14 protein-coding genes, 4 tRNA genes and 1 pseudogene are annotated in these 19,076 nt (G+C 64.8%); 1 reads left to right on the top strand and 18 read right to left on the bottom strand.

All coding sequences use genetic code 11. The features are described from left to right. Entirely contained in the window at positions 1–1,260 is a 1,260-nt protein-coding gene (locus tag C1I89_RS24390; RefSeq protein ID WP_102775363.1) for a serine/threonine protein kinase, read from the bottom strand. 156 nt (positions 1,261–1,416) lie between these two features. Between C1I89_RS24390 and C1I89_RS24385 the strand changes: the two genes are divergently transcribed. Beyond that, the gene (locus C1I89_RS24385; protein ID WP_102775016.1) at positions 1,417–1,812 is read left to right on the top strand and encodes a TssQ family T6SS-associated lipoprotein; all 396 of its coding nucleotides are present in this window, start codon (positions 1,417–1,419) and stop codon (positions 1,810–1,812) included. A gap of 87 nt (positions 1,813–1,899) precedes the next feature. Here C1I89_RS24385 and rpoC read toward each other — a convergent pair whose 3' ends face one another. The 17 genes and pseudogenes from rpoC to C1I89_RS24305 all read right to left on the bottom strand — a co-directional run bounded on the left by rpoC (position 1,900) and on the right by C1I89_RS24305 (position 19,029). Next, positions 1,900–6,144, bottom strand: a complete 4,245-nt coding sequence (rpoC, locus tag C1I89_RS24380; protein WP_102775015.1) for a DNA-directed RNA polymerase subunit beta' — start codon at positions 6,142–6,144, stop codon at positions 1,900–1,902. Next, positions 6,144–10,256 carry a DNA-directed RNA polymerase subunit beta gene (rpoB, locus tag C1I89_RS24375; protein WP_102775014.1) on the bottom strand — a complete coding sequence of 1,371 codons (4,113 nt, stop codon included), beginning with the start codon at positions 10,254–10,256 and terminating at the stop codon, positions 6,144–6,146. Before rpoB ends, rpoC begins: the two co-directional genes overlap by 1 nt. Positions 10,257–10,419: 163 nt before the next feature. Further along, entirely contained in the window at positions 10,420–10,800 is a 381-nt protein-coding gene (rplL, locus tag C1I89_RS24370; RefSeq protein ID WP_006389590.1) for a 50S ribosomal protein L7/L12, read from the bottom strand. An 81-nt stretch (positions 10,801–10,881) separates the two neighbouring features. After that, the gene (rplJ, locus tag C1I89_RS24365; RefSeq protein WP_054459366.1) at positions 10,882–11,406 is read right to left on the bottom strand and encodes a 50S ribosomal protein L10; all 525 of its coding nucleotides are present in this window, start codon (positions 11,404–11,406) and stop codon (positions 10,882–10,884) included. Positions 11,407–11,656: 250 nt separating this feature from the next. Beyond that, positions 11,657–12,352 (bottom strand): 50S ribosomal protein L1, encoded by a 696-nt coding sequence (gene rplA, locus C1I89_RS24360; protein ID WP_102775013.1) that lies wholly within the window; start codon positions 12,350–12,352, stop codon positions 11,657–11,659. Between the two features lie 2 nt (positions 12,353–12,354). After that, positions 12,355–12,786, bottom strand: a complete 432-nt coding sequence (rplK, locus tag C1I89_RS24355) for a 50S ribosomal protein L11 (RefSeq protein WP_102775012.1) — start codon at positions 12,784–12,786, stop codon at positions 12,355–12,357. A gap of 65 nt (positions 12,787–12,851) precedes the next feature. Continuing rightward, positions 12,852–13,385 carry a transcription termination/antitermination protein NusG gene (gene nusG / locus C1I89_RS24350; RefSeq protein WP_006389586.1) on the bottom strand — a complete coding sequence of 178 codons (534 nt, stop codon included), beginning with the start codon at positions 13,383–13,385 and terminating at the stop codon, positions 12,852–12,854. Positions 13,386–13,394: 9 nt separating this feature from the next. Continuing rightward, positions 13,395–13,775 carry a preprotein translocase subunit SecE gene (gene secE, locus C1I89_RS24345; protein ID WP_102775011.1) on the bottom strand — a complete coding sequence of 127 codons (381 nt, stop codon included), beginning with the start codon at positions 13,773–13,775 and terminating at the stop codon, positions 13,395–13,397. Between the two features lie 64 nt (positions 13,776–13,839). Next, positions 13,840–13,915 (bottom strand) — tRNA-Trp (locus C1I89_RS24340). 142 nt (positions 13,916–14,057) lie between these two features. Continuing rightward, positions 14,058–14,195 carry a hypothetical protein gene (locus tag C1I89_RS35420; RefSeq protein ID WP_258231520.1) on the bottom strand — a complete coding sequence of 46 codons (138 nt, stop codon included), beginning with the start codon at positions 14,193–14,195 and terminating at the stop codon, positions 14,058–14,060. Between the two features lie 38 nt (positions 14,196–14,233). Beyond that, positions 14,234–14,446 (bottom strand): annotated as a pseudogene (locus tag C1I89_RS35415) (GTP-binding protein); the annotation flags it as partial. Positions 14,447–14,515: 69 nt separating this feature from the next. Further along, positions 14,516–14,590: transfer RNA gene (locus tag C1I89_RS24330), tRNA-Thr, on the bottom strand. Between the two features lie 9 nt (positions 14,591–14,599). Further along, positions 14,600–14,673, bottom strand: a tRNA-Gly gene (locus C1I89_RS24325). A gap of 164 nt (positions 14,674–14,837) precedes the next feature. After that, positions 14,838–14,924, bottom strand: a tRNA-Tyr gene (locus C1I89_RS24320). A gap of 114 nt (positions 14,925–15,038) precedes the next feature. Further along, on the bottom strand, positions 15,039–16,199 hold the full coding sequence (locus C1I89_RS24315; RefSeq protein ID WP_102775010.1) for an iron-containing alcohol dehydrogenase: 1,161 nt from the start codon (positions 16,197–16,199) through the stop codon (positions 15,039–15,041). Positions 16,200–16,223: 24 nt separating this feature from the next. Next, a complete protein-coding gene (locus tag C1I89_RS24310) occupies positions 16,224–17,612 on the bottom strand; it encodes an aldehyde dehydrogenase family protein (protein WP_102775009.1) in 1,389 nt (462 codons plus the stop codon). 31 nt (positions 17,613–17,643) lie between these two features. Then, positions 17,644–19,029 carry a glutamine synthetase family protein gene (locus C1I89_RS24305; protein WP_102775008.1) on the bottom strand — a complete coding sequence of 462 codons (1,386 nt, stop codon included), beginning with the start codon at positions 19,027–19,029 and terminating at the stop codon, positions 17,644–17,646. Positions 19,030–19,076 lie beyond the last annotated feature (47 nt).

Raw genomic sequence — 19,076 nt, 5'->3', positions numbered from 1 at the left:
CTACTGGAAGGTGTGGGAGATCAGCGCCGGGCGGCCGGCCTTGACCTCCAGGGTCATGCGGTACGGCGGCAGGCCGGCATTGCGCAGCACCACCTGGTACTTGCCCGGAATCAGCCGCAGCTCCTTGACCGGCGGGCTGACGCCGCGCGCCACCCCATTGATCCACACCTCGCCCCACGGACGTATGTCGAGCCGCACCAGCACGGGCACGGGCTTGGGCTTGGGAGCCTCTTCGGCGGCGGCCGCCGCCGGCGCTTCGGGCTGCGCGGCCTCGGGCGCCGCCGCCGGCGGCGCGGGCGTGTCGGCCGGCGCCGGATTTTCCGCGGCCGCGGCATTGGCGCCGGCCGGCGCGGGCGGTTCGGACGGCTGGGGCGCGGGCGCAGGGCCCGGCGGGACGACCGGCGCGGGCGCCGGCTCGGGCGCGGCCTGCGGCAAGGGATGGACCGCGGGCGGATTCGGCTGCACCAGTTCGGAACGGGTGATCAGCGCGTTCTGCGCGCCGGGGCCGTACTGCTGCCACGCGTAGACGCCGGCGCCGATCAGGGCCGCGATGAGCAGCAGCCACAACAGCACGCGGCGACCGCGCGCGGGACGCTGCGAGGTGGCGGCGGCCGCAGCGGGCAGCGCCTGGGCCGCGGCCGCCTCGTTCGCTTCGGCCGGCGCGGGCGCGGCCTCGGGCTGCGCGGCCACGCCCAGCATCTCGGCCAGTTCGTCCAGCGTCTGCGGGCGGTCGGCCGGGGCCATCGACAGGCCGGCGTCGATCACCGACAGGAAATCCTGGCTGTACTTGGGCAGATCGAGGGAGACCAGCGGCTGGTAGGTGTCTTCCGCCCGGCGCTCGGGCGCCGGCGGCGGCCGGCGGCCGGTGACCAGCGCGTGCATGACGGCGCACAGCGCGTAGATGTCGCTCCAGGGGCCGCGCGGCCATTCCATTGAATCGGTATAGAGCTCGAACGGCGCGAAGCCGGCCGACGGACTGCGGGTGACGCGGCGCGAACGGGCCACGATGAGTTCGGGCACCAGGTGGGCCCGCGCGTTTTCGTCCATCCCCACCGTTTCCAGCGAGATGTCGCCGCAGATTTCGCCCTGCCCGTGCAGGGCGATCAGGGACGGCAGGAGGTCGGACAGGAGCCGTTTGATGCGCGCCTGGGGCACGCCGCCCGCGGTGCTGGCGGCGATGGCGCTCAAGGGGCGCAGCGCGAGCGGCGCGGCGCCGGAAAACGGGCCACGCGGCATCGGCAGGCCGGCGGTAGGAGACATGATCGAGAGCTGCGCCACGGCGCGAATACGGTATCAAAAGTGGATAGGGCGAATATTATCCAATCCGCCACACAAGGACATTGCCGAAAATGTCCGAGCGCATCAGGCTGTGGCACGATAGCGTATGGCATCAACTCCCTACCTCTTTGGAAGCCCATGAAAATTCGCGTTTTGAGTAGTCTGCTTGGCTTATCCGCCCTCCTGACGGGCTGTGCCGGTCTTACTTCCATGCAGCCGGAAGGTCCGCCGACCGCCGAAGCGCTGGATCAATTGCAACAAGTGCGCGAGAAATACAGCGCGGGTCGCTACGGCGACGTGATCCGCACCGTGGCCACCTCGGACACCCTGGCGACTTCCACCAAGGCCGTGCGCATCGAAGCGTACAAGCTGCAGGCGTTCAGCTATTGCGTCAGCCGCTATCCGCAGCTCTGCCAGGACAGCTTCTCGCGCATTCTCGCGCTCGACCCCGCTTTCGTGCTGGCGCCCAACGAGGCCGGCCACCCGGTCTGGGGCCCGGCATTCCAGCGCGCCCAGGCGCAGGCCGCGAAGTAGGCCTGGCCCCGCTTCTTCAAGGCAAAAAAAGGCCGCTGATAACAATCAGCGGCCTTTTTGCTGGCGGGAGGTCCCGCCAGTACCGGTTTACTGCTCGGCGTCGTCCGTGCCCAGGTCGGAAGCCGGCGTTTCCGTATCCGAGCCCACCGTGACCGGCGAGTCTTCGAACGGGTTGGCCAGCTGGCGGGCGGCTTCGCGTTCCGCGGCCTCCAGCGCTTCCTTGTCCTTGCGGGCATGGTGGTAGGCCAGGCCGGTGCCGGCCGGGATCAGGCGGCCGACGATGACGTTTTCCTTCAAGCCGCGCAGGTCGTCGCGCTTGCCCATGATGGCGGCTTCGGTCAGGACGCGGGTGGTTTCCTGGAACGAAGCGGCCGAGATGAACGAGTCGGTCGACAGCGACGCCTTGGTGATACCCAGCAGCACGTTCTCGTACGTGGCAGGACGCAGGTCCTGGGCCGTGACGCGATCGTTCTCGTTGAGCAGCTCGGAGCGCTCGACCTGCTCGCCCGGGATGAACTCGGTATCGCCGGCGTCCACGATGTTCACGCGGCGCAGCATCTGGCGCACGATCACTTCGATGTGCTTGTCGTTGATCTTCACGCCCTGCAGACGGTAGACGTCCTGCACTTCGTCGACGATGTAGGTCGCCAGCTTCTCGATGCCTTGCAGGCGCAGGATGTCGTGGGGATCGGCCGGGCCGTCCACGATCATTTCGCCCTTGTTCACCACCTGGCCGTCGTGCACCAGCACCTGCTTTTCCTTCGGAATCAGGAACTCGTGGCTGACGCCTTCCAGGTCGGTGATGACCAGGCGCTGCTTGCCCTTGGTGTCCTTGCCGAACGAGACCGTGCCGGTGACGTCGGCCAGCATGCCGGCGTCCTTGGGCGAACGGGCTTCGAACAGCTCGGCCACGCGCGGCAGACCGCCGGTAATGTCGCGGGTCTTTTGCGATTCCTGCGGAATACGCGCCAGGACTTCACCCACGGCAACCTGCTGGCCGTCGCGCACCGTGATCAGCGCGCCCACCGGGAACGAGATGTTCACCGAGTGATCGGTGCCGGCGATCTTGACGTCTTCGCCGTTCTCGTTGACCAGCTTGATCTGCGGACGCATGACGATCTTGCCGCCACGGGTCTTGGGCGTGATCACGACCAGCGTGGACAGGCCGGTGACTTCGTCGACCTGCTTGGCCACGGTCACGCCTTCTTCGATGTTCTCGAAGCGCACGGCGCCGCCGTATTCCGACACGATCGGACGGGTCAGCGGGTCCCACGTCGCCAGGCGGGCGCCGGCCTTGACGGCCTCGCCATCGCCCACCAGCACGGTCGCGCCGTACGGGATCTTGTGGCGTTCGCGTTCGCGGCCGTTGTCGTCGAAGATCGCCAGTTCGCCGGAACGCGAGATGGCCACGCGTTCACCCTTGGCGTTGGTGACGTAGCGCATCGTGCTGGCAAAGCCGACGGTGCCGCTGGACTTGGTTTCGACCGCGCTGGCCAGGGCCGAACGCGAAGCCGCGCCACCGATGTGGAACGTACGCATCGTGAGCTGCGTGCCCGGTTCGCCGATGGACTGGGCGGCGATGACGCCGACCGCTTCGCCCTGGTTGACCGAGGTGCCGCGGCCGAGGTCGCGGCCGTAGCAGTGCGCGCACAGGCCGTGGCGCGTTTCGCAGGTCAGCGGGGTGCGGACCTTGACTTCGTCCACGCCGATGCGGTCGATGGTGTCGACCATATCTTCGTCCAGCAGGGTGCCGGCGACGATGGCCGTTTCCTGCGTGTCCGGGTTGACGATGTCCACGGCCGCGACGCGGCCCAGGATACGGTCGCGCAGCGGTTCGATGACTTCGCCGCCTTCGACCAGGGCCTTCATGTTGTAGCCCTGCGACGTGCCGCAATCGTCCTCGGTGATCACCAGGTCCTGCGTCACGTCGACCAGACGGCGGGTCAGGTAACCCGAGTTCGCGGTCTTCAGCGCCGTGTCGGCCAGACCCTTACGCGCACCGTGAGTCGAGATGAAGTACTGAAGCACGTTCAGGCCTTCACGGAAGTTCGCGGTAATCGGCGTTTCGATAATCGAGCCGTCCGGCTTGGCCATCAGGCCGCGCATGCCGGCGAGCTGGCGGATCTGGGCGGCCGAACCGCGGGCGCCCGAGTCAGCCATCATGTAGATGGAGTTGAACGATTCCTGGCGCACTTCTTCGCCGTGACGGTTGATCACGGGCTCGGTGGCCAGTTGTTCCATCATCGCCTTGCCGACCTTGTCGCCGGCCTTGCCCCAGATGTCCACCACGTTGTTGTAGCGTTCCTGGGACGTGACCAGACCCGACGAGTACTGCTTGTCGATTTCCTTCACTTCGCGGCTGGCTTCGGCCAGGATGCCTTCCTTGGCGGTCGGGATCAGCATGTCGCCCATGGCGATGGAGATACCGCCGCGCGTGGCCAGGCGGAAGCCCGACTGCATCAGCTTGTCGGCGAAGATCACCGTGTCGCGCAGGCCGCAGCGGCGGAACGACTGGTTGATCAGGCGCGAGATTTCCTTCTTCTTCAGCGCCTTGTTCAGGACGGTGAAGGGCAGGCCCTTGGGCAGGATTTCCGACAGCAGCGCGCGGCCGACCGTGGTTTCGTGGCGGCGGATCACCGGCTGCCATTCACCGTTCTCGTCGCGCTCGTGCTCCTTCAGGCGCACGGTGATGCGCGACTGCAGCTCGACTTCGCCGTTGTCATAGGCGCGCTGGACTTCAGCGACGTCCATGAAGAAGATGCCTTCGCCCTTGCCGTTGATGCGCTCGCGGGTCGTGTAGTACAGACCCAGCACGATGTCCTGCGACGGCACGATCGACGGTTCGCCGTTGGCCGGGAACAGCACGTTGTTCGAGGCCAGCATCAGGGTGCGGGCTTCGAGCTGGGCTTCCAGCGACAGCGGCACGTGGACGGCCATCTGGTCGCCGTCGAAGTCGGCGTTGAACGCCGCGCAGACCAGCGGGTGCAGCTGGATGGCCTTGCCTTCGATCAGCACCGGCTCGAACGCCTGGATGCCCAGACGGTGCAGCGTGGGCGCACGGTTGAGCATGACCGGGTGTTCGCGGATGACTTCTTCCAGGATGTCCCAGACCACCGGTTCCTGGCTTTCCACCAGCTTCTTGGCGGCCTTGATGGTCGTGGCCAGGCCCATCATCTCCAGGCGGTTGAAGATGAACGGCTTGAACAGTTCCAGGGCCATCAGCTTGGGCAGGCCGCACTGGTGCAGCTTGAGCTGCGGACCCACCACGATGACCGAACGGCCCGAGTAGTCGACGCGCTTGCCCAGCAGGTTCTGACGGAAGCGGCCGCTCTTGCCCTTGATCATGTCGGCCAGCGACTTGAGCTGGCGCTTGTTGGCGCCGGTCATGGCCTTGCCGCGGCGGCCGTTGTCCAGCAGCGAGTCGACGGCTTCCTGCAGCATGCGCTTTTCGTTGCGCAGGATGATTTCCGGCGCCTTCAGCTCCAGCAGACGCTTCAGACGGTTGTTGCGGTTGATGACGCGGCGGTACAGGTCGTTCAGGTCGGAGGTCGCGAAGCGGCCGCCGTCCAGCGGCACCAGCGGACGCAGGTCCGGCGGCAGCACGGGCAGCACTTCCATGACCATCCACTCGGCCTTGATGCCGGACTTCTGGAAGCCTTCCAGCACTTTCAGGCGCTTGGAGATCTTCTTGATCTTGGCTTCCGAGCTGGTGGCCTTCAGTTCGCCGCGCAGCGTTTCCACTTCGCGGTCGATGTCGATGGTGCGCAGCAGTTCGCGCACGGCCTCCGCGCCCATCAGGGCACGGAAGTCGTCGCCGTACTCTTCGGTCTTGGCGAGGAAATCGTCGTCCGACATGATCTGGCCGCGCTTGAGCGGCGTCATGCCGGGTTCGATCACGCACCAGGCTTCGAAGTACAGCACGCGTTCGATGTCGCGCAGGGTCATGTCGAGCACCATGCCCAGACGCGAGGGCAGGCTCTTCAGGAACCAGATGTGCGCGACCGGGCTGGCCAGCTCGATGTGGCCCATGCGTTCACGGCGGACCTTGGCGACGGTGACTTCCACGCCGCACTTCTCGCAGATCACGCCGCGGTGCTTCAGGCGCTTGTACTTGCCGCACAGGCACTCGTAGTCCTTGATCGGGCCGAAGATCTTGGAGCAGAACAGGCCGTCGCGCTCGGGCTTGAACGTACGGTAGTTGATGGTCTCGGGCTTGCGAACTTCGCCGTAAGACCACGAACGGATCTTCTCGGGCGAGGCGATGCCGATCTTGATGGCATCGAACTGCTCGTCTTGCGAGACTTGCTTAAAGAGGTCGAGTAGCGCTTTCATTAGTTACGCTCCAAATCCATGTCCAGGGCCAACGAGCGGATTTCCTTGACCAGCACGTTGAACGATTCCGGCATGCCGGCGTCGATGACGTGATCGCCCTTGACGATGTTTTCGTATACCTTGGTGCGGCCGGTGATGTCGTCGGACTTCACCGTCAGCATTTCCTGCAGGGTGTAGGCGGCGCCGTATGCTTCCAGCGCCCACACTTCCATTTCCCCGAAACGCTGGCCGCCGAACTGCGCCTTGCCGCCCAGCGGCTGCTGGGTAACCAAGGAGTACGGGCCGGTCGAACGCGCGTGCATCTTGTCGTCGACCAGGTGGTGCAGCTTCAGGTAGTGCATGTAGCCGACGGTCACGGGACGCTCGAACTGCTCGCCGGTGCGGCCGTCGAACAGCCACGCCTGCGTGCGCGACGGCGTCAGCGCCATGCGCTTGGCGACGTCGTCCGGATAGGCCAGTTCCAGCATCTTGGTGATTTCCTCTTCGGTCGCGCCGTCGAAGACGGGCGTCGCGAACGGCACGCCGTTCTTGAGGTTCTGGGCCATTTCCATGACTTCGTCGTCGGTCAGCTCGTCGATGCGCGCGCCGGTGCCGGTCGTGTTGTAGACCTTGTCCAGGTAGGCGCGGACGTTCTTGACCTGCGCGGTGCGCTCGTCGCGCAGCATGTCGGCGATGCGATGGCCCACGCCCTTGGCGGCCCAGCCCAGATGGACTTCCAGCACCTGGCCGACGTTCATCCGCGAGGGCACGCCCAGCGGGTTCAGAACGATGTCGGCCGGCGTGCCGTCAGCCATGTGCGGCATGTCTTCCACCGGGGTGATGCGCGAGACCACGCCCTTGTTGCCGTGGCGGCCGGCCATCTTGTCGCCGGGCTGCAGACGACGCTTGACGGCCAGGTAGACCTTGATCATCTTCAGCACGCCCGGGGGCAGCTCGTCGCCCTGCGTCAGCTTCTTGCGCTTCTCTTCGAAGGCCAGGTCGAACTGGTGGCGCTTCTGCTCGAGCGATTCCTTGGCCTGCTCCAGCACCACGGCGTGGGGCTCGTCGGCCAGGCGGATGTCGAACCACTGCCAGCGGTCCAGGTCGGCCAGGTAGGCCTTGGTGATCGTGGCGCCCTTGGCCAGCTTGCGCGGGCCGCCGTTGACGGTCTTGCCGACCAGCATCTTCTCGATACGGTCGAACTGGTCGTTCTCGACGATGCGCAGCTGGTCGTTCAGGTCCTGGCGATAGCGGCGCAGTTCATCGTCGATGATGGACTGGGCGCGCTTGTCGCGCACGATGCCTTCGCGGGTGAACACCTGCACGTCGATCACGGTGCCGGTCATGCCCGAGGGCACGCGCAGCGAGGTGTCCTTAACGTCGGAGGCCTTCTCGCCGAAGATGGCGCGCAGCAGCTTTTCTTCCGGCGTCAGCTGGGTCTCGCCCTTGGGCGTGACCTTGCCGACCAGCACGTCGTCGGCGCTCACTTCGGCGCCGATGTAGCAGATGCCGGAATCGTCCAGGCGGTTCAGCTGGGTTTCCGCCAGGTTGCTGATGTCGCGCGTGATTTCCTCAGGTCCGAGCTTGGTGTCGCGGGCCACGACCGTCAGTTCCTCGATGTGCACCGAGGTGTAGCGGTCATCGGCCACGACCTTTTCCGAGATCAGGATCGAGTCTTCGAAGTTGTAGCCGTTCCAGGGCATGAACGCGATCAGCATGTTCTGACCCAGGGCGAGTTCGCCCAGGTCGGTCGATGCGCCGTCGGCCAGCACGTCACCCTTGGCGACCGGGTCGCCGCGCTTGACGATGGGACGCTGGTTGATGTTGGTGTTCTGGTTGGAACGGGTGTACTTGATCAGGTTGTAGATGTCGACGCCGACTTCGCCGGCGACGTTTTCTTCATCGTTCACGCGGATCACGACACGCTCGGCGTCGACGTGGTCGACCAGGCCGCCGCGCAGCGCCTGCACGGTGGTGCCCGAGTCGACGGCCACGGTGCGCTCGATGCCCGTACCCACGACCGGCTTTTCCGGACGCAGGCAAGGCACGGCCTGACGCTGCATGTTGGCGCCCATCAGCGCGCGGTTCGCGTCGTCGTGCTCCAGGAACGGAATCAGCGAGGCGGCGACCGACACGATCTGCGACGGCGCCACGTCCATGTAGTGCACGTTGGCCGGCGCGGTCAGCATGGTTTCGCCGGCTTCACGGCAGGCAACCAGGTCGTCCACGAAGCGGCCTTCGTCGTCGAGCGCGGCGTTGGCCTGCGCGATGACGTAGTGGCTTTCCTCGATGGCCGACAGGTAATCGATCTGGTCGCTGACCTTGCCGTCGATGATCTTGCGGTAAGGCGTTTCCAGGAAGCCGTACTCGTTCAGGCGGGCGTACAGCGCCATGGAGTTGATCAGGCCGATGTTCGGGCCTTCCGGCGTTTCGATCGGGCAGACGCGGCCGTAGTGGGTCGGGTGCACGTCGCGGACTTCGAAGCCGGCGCGCTCGCGGGTCAGACCGCCCGGGCCCAGTGCGGAAACACGGCGCTTGTGCGTGATTTCCGACAGCGGGTTGGTCTGGTCCATGAACTGCGACAGCTGGCTCGAACCGAAGAACTCCTTGATGGCGGCCGAGATCGGCTTGGAGTTGATCAGGTCGTGCGGCATCAGGTTTTCCGTCTCGGCCTGGCCCAGACGTTCCTTGACGGCGCGCTCGACGCGCACCAGGCCGGCGCGGAACTGGTTCTCGGCCAGTTCGCCCACACAGCGCACGCGGCGGTTGCCCAGGTGATCGATGTCGTCGATCTGGCCACGGCCGTTACGCAGCTCGACCAGCACCTTGATGGTTTCGAGGATGTCCTCGTTGGTCAGCGTCATCGGACCGCTGGTGTCTTCGCCACGGCCCAGACGGCTGTTGACCTTCATGCGGCCCACACGCGACAGGTCGTAGGTTTCTTCGCTGTAGAACAGGCGCTGGAACAGGGCCTCCACCGCTTCTTCGGTGGGCGGCTCGCCGGGACGCATCATGCGGTAGATGGCGACGCGCGCGGCCATCTGGTCGGCGGTCTCGTCGGTGCGCAGGGTCTGCGAGATGTAGGGACCGCGGTCCAGGTCGTTCGTGTAGAGCGTCTGGATGTCGTGGACGTTGGCGGCGCGCAGCGCGCCCAGCACGCTTTCGGTGATCTCGTCGTTGGCGTTGGCGATGACTTCGCCGGTGTCCGGATCAACGATGTTCTTGGCCAGCACGCGGCCGTACAGGAAGTCTTCCGGCACGGAGATGCGCTGGATGCCGCCGGCAGCCAGGTCGCGCAGGTGCTTGGCGTTGATGCGCTTGTCCTTCTCGACGATGACCTTGCCGGAGCGGTCCGAGATGTCGAAGCGGGCCATTTCGCCCTTCCAGCGCTCGGGCACGAATTCCATCATCGCGCCTTCGCTCTTCAGTTCGAAGTTGTCGAAGTCGAAGAAGTTGGCCAGGATCGATTCCGGCGTCATGCCGATGGCCTTGCACAGGATCGTGACGGGCATCTTGCGGCGGCGGTCGACGCGGAAGAACAGGATGTCCTTGGGGTCGAACTCGAAGTCCAGCCACGAGCCGCGGTAGGGAATCACGCGGGCCGAGAACAGCAGCTTGCCGGAGCTGTGGGTCTTGCCGCGGTCGTGCTCGAAGAACACGCCGGGCGAGCGGTGCAGCTGCGACACGATGACGCGCTCGGTACCGTTGATGACGAAGGAACCGGTGCTGGTCATGAGCGGAATCTCGCCCATGTAGACTTCCTGTTCCTTCACTTCCTTGACGGTGGGCTTGCTGACTTCGCGGTCAAGCAGCACCAGGCGGACCTTGGCTCGCAGGGGCGAGGCATAGGTCAGGCCACGTTGCTGACATTCCTTGACATCGAACACCGGTTCGCCGAGCACATAGCTCACGAACTCCAAGCGCGCCATACCGTTGTGACTAACGATCGGGAAAATCGACGAGAACGCCGCCTGCAAACCGTCGGCTACGCGTTCGGACGGGGCGGTATCCGCCTGCAGGAAAGTTAGGTAGGATTGAAGCTGAGTCGCCAGCAGGAAGGGAACGTTTTGAACGTCTTCACGCTTGGCGAAGCTTTTGCGGATGCGCTTTTTTTCGGTGTACGAGTAAGGCATGAGCACTCCGACTCGAGGTTGCATGGGCCGTCAACCACGGCCCCAGGTGATACGACTCCAGGAAACCCCCCTGAAAAGGGCATTCCCCCAGTAGGGGTTTCCTGGAAACGCAAAAGCCCGGGGACTGCAAACTGCGCTGTCCCCGGGCAAGTTGACGCAGGTCTTACTTGACTTCGACCTTGGCGCCAGCTTCTTCCAGCTTCTTCTTGGCGGCTTCGGCGTCAGCCTTGGCAACGCCTTCCTTGACGGGCTTCGGAGCGCCGTCGACCAGGTCCTTGGCTTCCTTCAGGCCCAGACCGGTCAGCTCGCGCACGGCCTTGATGACGGAAACCTTGTTGGCGCCGGCTTCAGCCAGGACAACGGTGAACTCGGTCTGCTCTTCAGCAGCGGCGGCGGCGCCACCAGCGGCGGGAGCAGCGACAGCGACAGCGGCGGCAGCAGCCGACACGCCGAACTTCTCTTCCATTTCCTTGATCAGCTCGGACAGTTCGAGCACGGTCATGCCAGCGATGGCGTCAAGGATTTCAGCTTTGTTAAGTGCCATTTTTAAGAACTCCAAATATTTTGGTAATGCCAGGGTTTGGGTGTCGCTCGGTCGTTCAGCGAATTCCGGGAAGGGCGGGGATTAAGCCGCAGCCTTCTGGTCGCGCACGGCGGCGAGGCCACGGGCGAACTTGGTCGGAACTTCGTTGAGCGTACGCACGAATTGCGCGATGGGGGCTTGCATGGTGCCCAGCAGTTTCGACAGCAACTCTTCGCGCGAGGGCATGGTGGCCAGGGCCTTCACGCCTTCTTGGTTCAACAGGCTGTTGGGCAGCGAGCCCGCCTTGATGACCAGCTTGTCATTGCTTTTCGCGAAACCTGCGAGGACCTTGGCCGCCGCGACCGGATCGGCGCTGATACCGTAGATCAGCGGACCGGTGAGTTGCTCGGCCAACGGCTCGAAAGCCGTGCCGGCAACGGCACGACGGGCCAGCGAGTTCTTCAGAACACGCAGATACACGCCCGATTCACGCGCAGTTTTGCGCAGTACGGTGACAGAGGCGACGTCCAGACCACGGTACTCGGCGATAACGATCGATTGAGCCTTGGCAACTTCAGCCGAGACTTCCTCGATCACCACCGCTTTCTCTTGACGATTGAGACTCACGGTTTGAACACTCCATCAAAAGACGCCTGGGGCGAATGCCTTGCGCGTCAACCGAATGCGGCGCCTGGTCGAGTTCTTCGGGTAAAGAAATCTTCCTGGGGACGCCGTCTACGCTGGATCCGAACTATGTGAGCTTCGGGATTAAGCGGGGTGGCCCGGTACGGCTTGAACCACCCTGCTCCAGCGGTCTTTGACAGCAGCATCCGGAGAACTCCGGATGCGGCCCAAAGTACGTTTACTACTGTCGGACTCAGGCCGACAGCGAGGCGATTTCCACGCGCGCACCGCCGCCCATCGTGGACGAGACGGCCAGCTTGCGCAGGTAAATGCCCTTGGCAGCAGCGGGACGAGCCTTTTGCAGGGCGTCGACCAGAGCGGCCAGGTTGGTTTGCAGCTGTTCCACGCCGAACGACGCGCGGCCGATCGTGGCGTGGATGATGCCGGCCTTGTCGGTGCGGTACTGAACCTGACCGGCCTTGGCGTTCTTGACGGCGGTGGCGACGTCGGGGGTCACGGTGCCGACCTTCGGGTTCGGCATCAGGCCACGGGGGCCCAGGATCTGACCCAGGGCGCCCACGACACGCATCGTGTCGGGCGAGGCGATGACCACGTCGAAGTCCATCTGACCGGCCTTGATCTGCTCGGCCAGGTCGTCCAGGCCGACGATGTCGGCGCCGGCGGCCTTGGCGGCTTCAGCCTTGTCGCCCTGGGCGAACACGGCCACGCGGACCGACTTGCCGGTGCCGGCGGGCAGCACGACCGAACCGCGGACCAGCTGGTCCGACTTCTTCGGGTCGATGCCGAGTTGCACGGCCACGTCGATGGATTCGTCGAACTTGGCGACGGCGGTTTCCTTGACCAGGGTCAGGGCTTCAGCGACCGGGTACAGCTTGGTGCGGTCGATCTTCTGCGCAATGGCGGCGGCGCGCTTGGACAGTTTTGCCATGATTAGATCCCCTCAACCGTGATGCCCATGCTGCGGGCGCTGCCAGCGATGGTGCGGACGGCGGCTTCCATGTCGGCAGCCGTCAGGTCCGGACTCTTGGTCTTGGCGATTTCTTCGGCTTGAGCGCGGGTCAGCGTGCCGACCTTGTCGGTATGCGGCTTGGCCGAACCCTTTTGCACGCCAGCGGCCTTCTTGATGAGGACCGTCGCGGGCGGGGTCTTCATGATGAAGGTGAAGCTCTTGTCCGCGAAGGCGGTGATCACCACCGGAATCGGCAGACCGGGCTCCATGCCCTGCGTCTTGGCGTTGAACGCCTTGCAGAATTCCATGATGTTCAGGCCGCGCTGACCCAGCGCCGGACCGATCGGGGGGGAGGGGTTAGCCTTACCAGCCGGCACTTGCAGCTTGATAAAGCCGACGATCTTCTTCGCCATGCTTTGCTCCTTGCGGGTTATATCGCTTCGCGCCGTTCAGGCCCGAAGCTCCCCGGGGGTTGAAATCAGGTCTTTTCGACCTGGCTGAAATCGAGCTCGACGGGGGTGGCGCGACCAAAAATGGTGACCGACACACGCACCTTGCTCTTTTCGTAGTTGACTTCTTCGACGTTGCCGTTGAAGTCCGCAAACGGACCTTCCTTGACCCGAACCATCTCGCCCACTTCGAACAGGATCTTGGGGCGGGGTTTCTCGACGCCCTCTTCCATCTGGGAGAGGATCTTTTCGACTTCCTTTTCGGAAATCGGGGTCGGACGATTGCCCGAGCCACCCAGAAAGCCGGTGACGCGGTTGGTGTTCTTGACCAGGTGCCACGTTTCGTCGGTCAGGTCCATTTCAACCAGGACATAACCGGGGAAAATGCGGCGCTCGGTGATCGACTTCTGACCGCCCTTGACCTCGACGACTTCCTCGGAGGGCACAAGAATGCGGCCAAACGACGTTTGCAGGCCTGCGCGCTCGATGCGCTCGTTCAGGGCCTTGTGTACGCTTTTTTCCATGCCGGAGTACACATGGACGACATACCAACGCTTACTCATTCGCCGTCCTTATTTCCAGCCCAACAACAGGCCGTAGAGAATCCATTCGATGCCCTTGTCGAGCACCCACATGAAAATGCCCATGATCGCCACGAACGCGAAAACGATGCCCGTCATCTGGGTCGTTTCCTTGCGCGTGGGCCACGAGACACGCTTGACTTCGTTGTAGGATTCGCTCGCGAAGCTCAGGGTGCGGCGGCCCGGCTCGCTGAACCACGCGATCACGGCGGCGATCACGAGGCCGGCGACGAACACGCCGATACGAGCAGGCATCGGCTGCGCGCTGAGCACGGAGAACCCGACGATGCCAGCAATAACGACAAGAACCGCCAGCCCGAGCTTGACCCGGTCGGCGGTACTGGTTACGGTTTCTACGCTGGTATTAGACATTTTGCGACGCGAGCCGCCGTGAATGCGTAACTCGCGATGATCTCCCGCGGGTTTATCCTGGCGGTGGCAGGGGCAGTAGGAATCGAACCTACAACCTTCGGTTTTGGAGACCGACGCTCTGCCAATTGAGCTATGCCCCTAAAACACTTGCATTAGTTCGCAGCCGCTCTTCACCGCTGCTTTCCGCGCCATATCAGCTCGCGGAACCATACATCATACTACTTTTACTGCAAGAATGGATAGAGGGATTGAAAAATCCGCTCTATCCACTCTGGAGACTGCTTAGGCGATGATCTTGGCGACCACGCCGGCGCCGACGGTACGGCCGCCTTCACGGATGGCGAAACGCAGGCCTTCTTCCATGGCGATCGGGGCCAGCAGCTTGACGGTCATCGTCACGTTGTCGCCCGGCAGAACCATTTCCTTGTCGGCCGGCAGGTCGATCGTGCCCGTCANGTTTCGTACTCGACGTGGGCGGTGTTGATGGTGATGCCGCGAGCCTTTTCTTCAGGAGCCGCGTCGATCTGGTCGTAGCCGCGGGCTTCGCCGCCGAACTTGGTCGACAGAACGGTCGTGATGGCCGCCGTCAACGTCGTTTTGCCGTGGTCAACGTGACCAATCGTACCCACGTTCACGTGCGGCTTGGTACGTTCAAACTTGCCTTTTGCCATGGCTGACTCCTGACCTGGATTGCGCTTTTGACTAAAGCTGCGACTGAAGAAAAGAACTTAGGGAATTAGTGGTGCCCATGGCGCGGATCGAACGCGCGACCTCTCCCTTACCAAGGGAGTGCTCTACCACTGAGCCACATGGGCATATAAAGCTGGAGCGGGTGAAGGGAATCGAACCCTCGTCGTAAGCTTGGAAGGCTTCTGCTCTACCATTGAGCTACACCCGCGGCTATCCTTTCACCTTCTCTCTTCCCGAACCTCTTTCAATACAAAGCCTGGAAAACCGTGCCGCCTTTCTTGCAAAGGCGGCCAAGCATCCAGAACCTCACATTGTAAATCCAGGCCAACTGCGCCTGGATTCCTGTGTACTACTACACGAGGTACGGGTCTCTGGTGGAGGAGGTTGGATTCGAACCAACGTAGGCGCAAGGCCAACAGATTTACAGTCTGCCCCCTTTAACCACTCGGGCACTCCTCCAGAGGAGAATTCGAGATTATGAACACTTTCTAAATCGCTGTCAAACGATTCGGACGAAAAATATTCAGAACTCCGGTTCAGTCACCCCGCGTTTGCACGCAGAGGGGGGCAATCTTACAGATTTCCGTGAACCGCTGCACGGAAAAGTTCGGTGTATTGCGCGGCCGAGTAGTCCACCGGATTCGTGCCGGCCGAAGGGTCGGCGGCCGCCATGCGCCCGACGCGCTCGGCCTGGGCGTCATCGATGCCGATCTCGGCCAGCGTGTGCGCAATGCCGATGGCCTCGCGCAGCGCCAGCACCCAGTCCAGCACCGCGCCCGGCCGGGCCGGCAGGTCCAGGTAGCGCGCCAGCGCTTCCAGGCGCGGGGCCACGGCGTGCTGGTTGGCTTTCAGCACGTAGGGCATGAGGATGGCGTTGAGCAGGCCGTGGTGCGCGTCGTAGAGCGCGCCCAGCGGATGCGCCAGCGCGTGCATGGCGCCCAGCCCGCGCTGGAACGCGGTGGCGCCCATGCTGGAGGCCACCAGCATCTGCTGGCGCGCCTGCAGGTCGGCGCCGTCGGCCACCGCCTGCGGCAGGTATTCCTTGACCATGCGCATGCCTTCGAGCGCGATGCCCGTGGCCATCGGATGGAACACCGGCGAACAATAGGCCTCCAGGTTGTGCGACAGCGCGTCCATGCCAGTGGCGGCCGTGATCTTCGGCGGCAGGCCGACGGTGAGTTCGGGGTCCAGGATGACGATGGCCGGCAGCATGCGCGCATGGAAGATGATGCGCTTGACCTCGGCCGCCTCGTCGGTGATGACCGAGGCGCGTCCCACTTCCGAGCCGGTGCCCGCGGTGGTGGGCACCGCCACCACCGGCGCCATGCCGGCCACGTTCACCCGCAGGTAGTTGTCGCCCACGTCCTCGAAGTCCCACAGGGGCCGCTGCTGGCCCGCCATCAGCGCGATGGCCTTGGCCGCGTCCAGCGCCGACCCGCCGCCCATCGCGATCACGCCGTCATGGCCGCCCTGCCGGTACGCCGCCACGCCGTCGTCGACGTTGCGGCCCGTGGGGTTGCCCTTGATATCGTGGAACAGGCCGCATTGCAGGCCGGCTTCGCGGCACGCGGCCTGCGCCGCGGCCACCATCGGCAGCGCCGCCAGGCCGGGGTCGGTCACCAGCAGCGGGCGCGCCATGCCCAGTTCGCGGCATGCCTGCGGCAGTTCGCTGATGCGGCCGGGACCGGCCTTGATGGCGGTGGGGTAATTCCAGTTGACGCTAGGCACGCTCATGGTCGGCTTCCTGTGGATATCTGGTTAGAGGCTGCGCAGATGGAAGGATTTGGCCTGCGTGAGCTGCTCGTATCCGACCACGGACAGCGATACGCCGCGGCCCGAGTTCTTCACGCCGGTCCAGGCCAGCGCGGGGTCCAGGTAGTCGCAGCGGTTCATGAAGAACGTGCCCGTGCGGACCTGGCGGCCGATGCGCAGCGCGGCCTCCTGGTCCTGCGTGAACGCCGCGGCCGTCAGGCCGTAGGGGCTGTCGTTCATGAGCGCGATGGCCTGCTCATCGCTGTCTACCGGCATGATGCCGACGACGGGGCCGAAGCATTCGTCGTTCATGACGTGCATGCCGTGGTCCACCTGCGTCAGCAGCGCCGGCGCGACGTAAGGCGAGTTTTTATTCGCATTTTTAAAACGCGATGGATCTATCAGGTTTCTGGCGCCGGCCGCGACCGCGGCGCCGACGATCTCGCGGATCTCGTCGGCGGCGCGCTTGCGCACCACCGGCCCGAGCGTGGTCCCGTCCTGCAGCGGATCGCCCAGCACGTATTGCTCGGTCAGCGCCACGGCGCGCTCGACGAACTCATCGTAGCGCGGCCGCGCCACGTAGATGCGCTGGATGCCGCAGCAGGACTGGCCGGAATTGAAGTACGCGCCGTCGACCAGCGTCTCGACCGCGTGGCCGATGTCGGCGTCGTTGCGCACATAGGCCGGGTCGTTGCCGCCCAGCTCCAGGCCGACGCCGATGAAGCGCCCCGCCGCGCCTTCTTCCACGCTGTGTCCGCCGCGCACGGAGCCGGTGAAGGACACATAGCCGATTTCCGGCGCGCGGATCAGTCGCTGCGCGATCTCGTGGCTGGCGTGCAGGTACTGGAACACGCCCGCGGGCGCGCCGGCCTCGCGGAACGCGCGCTCGATGAATTCGGCGCACAGCGGCGTCTGATCCGAGTGCTTGAGGATGACGGCGTTGCCGGCCATCAGCGCCGGCACGATGCTGTTGACGGCGGTCAGCAGCGGATAATTCCACGGCGCGATCGTCAGCGCCACGCCGATGGGCTCGCGGCTGATGAAGCGCGTGAACCCGGGCTGCTCGGGAACCCGGATCGGGGCCAGCGCCTCGGCGGCGATGGCGATCATGTGACGCGCGCGCGACTCGAAGCCGGCCACTTCGCCCGGCGTGTAGCGCAGGGGCCGGCCCATTTGCACGGTGATGGCGCGCGCGATTTCGTCCCTGGCCGCGACGAAGCGGTCCACGGCGGCCGACACGATGCGCCCCCGCTCCTGCACGCCCAGCGCCGCCCAGCCCGGCTGCGCGCCCTGGGCGTCGGCCAGCGCACGCGCGATCTGCGCCTCGCTGGCATAGGGACGGCGGACGACCTCGCGCCCGTCGATCGGACTGATGGTGATGAGTTCCTGCGTCATGGCTGCCCTATGCAAACGGTGTGGTCGATGGTCAGATGATTTCGAAGTAGCGCGCCAGTTCCCAGTCGGTCACGTGGCGCCGGAACTGCCTTTCTTCCCATTCGCGCGCGGCCACGTAGTGCTCGACGAAGGCGTCGCCGAACAGCCGGCGCGCGGCCTCGGATTCGCCCAGCCGCTGGGCCGCGTCCCACAGCGTGCTCGGCAGGCGCAGATGCGCGGGAAACTGCTGGGTATAGGCGTTGCCCTGCACCATGGGCTCGGGTTCGAGCCCCTGTTCGATGCCGTACAGGCCCGAGGCCAGCGCGGCCGACAGCGCCAGGTAGGGATTGGCGTCGGCCGAGCCGATGCGCACTTCGACGCGCTGCGACTTGTCGCTGCCGGGAATCAGCCGCAGCGCGGTGGTGCGGTTCTCCATGCCCCAGGTGGCGTCCAGCGGCGCCCAGTAGCCGGGCACCAGGCGCGAGTAGCTGTTGACGGTCTGCGCGTACAGGGCCATGAATTCCGGCAGGTAGCGCTGCACGCCGGCCATGAAGGAAGCCTGCGTCGCGCTCATGCAGTGCGGCCGCGACTCGTCGTGGAACGCCGAGCGCCCGGTCTTGCGGTCGCGCAGCGACAGGTGGATGTGGCCGCTCTGGCCGGGATGCTCGTGCGACCACTTCGCCATGAAGGTCGCCATCAGGCCATTCTGCTGCGCCAGCGCCTTGGTGAAGGTCTTGAACAGGAATGCCTTGTCGCCGGCGGCCGCGGCCTGGTCGACCGCGAGCGCGGCTTCCAGCACGCCCGGCCCGGTCTCGGTATGCAGGCCTTCGATGGGCATGTCCATGCGTTCGCACATGTCCAGCAGCTTGCGGTAGAAATCGCCCTCCACCGTGCTGCGCAGCACCGAGTAGCCGAAATTCCCGGGCGTCCAGTTCTCGAGGTTGCGGTAGTGCTTCGCGCGCACCGAGTGCGGGGTCTCGCGGAACATGAAGAACTCGTATTCCAGCGCGGCGTAGGCGTCGAAGCCCATGTCGGCGGCCCGGTCGATGACCCGGTGCAGCAGGCGCCGCGGGCAGATGGCGCCGGCCTCGCCTTCGAATTCCGCCAGGAACAACAGCATGTCCTCGCCGCCCGGCCCCTGCTCCAGCGGCAGCCTGCGGGCGCTTTGCGGGACGATCCGCAGCTTGGCGTCGGGATAGGCGGTATGCCAGCCGGTGTACTTGGTGTTGTCGTAGAGCTGGTCGTCGAGATCCCAGCCGAACACCACGTCGCAAAATGCGAGCCCGGAGCGCAGCGCCCCCAGGAATTTATCGCGGCGCAGGTACTTGCCCAGCATGACGCCGTCGACGTCGGACAGGCCGACCTTGATGTGCGAGAGCGCGCTGGCCTGCACCAACCGCTCCGCGTCTTCCACCGTTGCTACCCCTAGTGCATGCATGCTTGTCCACCTTGCTGTGACTGTAGCGTTGCGTTGACCTGTCGGGC

Source organism: Achromobacter pulmonis (genome assembly GCF_002885955.2).
In the GTDB taxonomy this organism is placed as follows: domain Bacteria; phylum Pseudomonadota; class Gammaproteobacteria; order Burkholderiales; family Burkholderiaceae_B; genus Achromobacter; species Achromobacter pulmonis_A.
The sequence above is the reverse complement of the archived record's forward strand: the minus strand, read 5'-3'. Positions and strand labels throughout refer to the sequence as shown.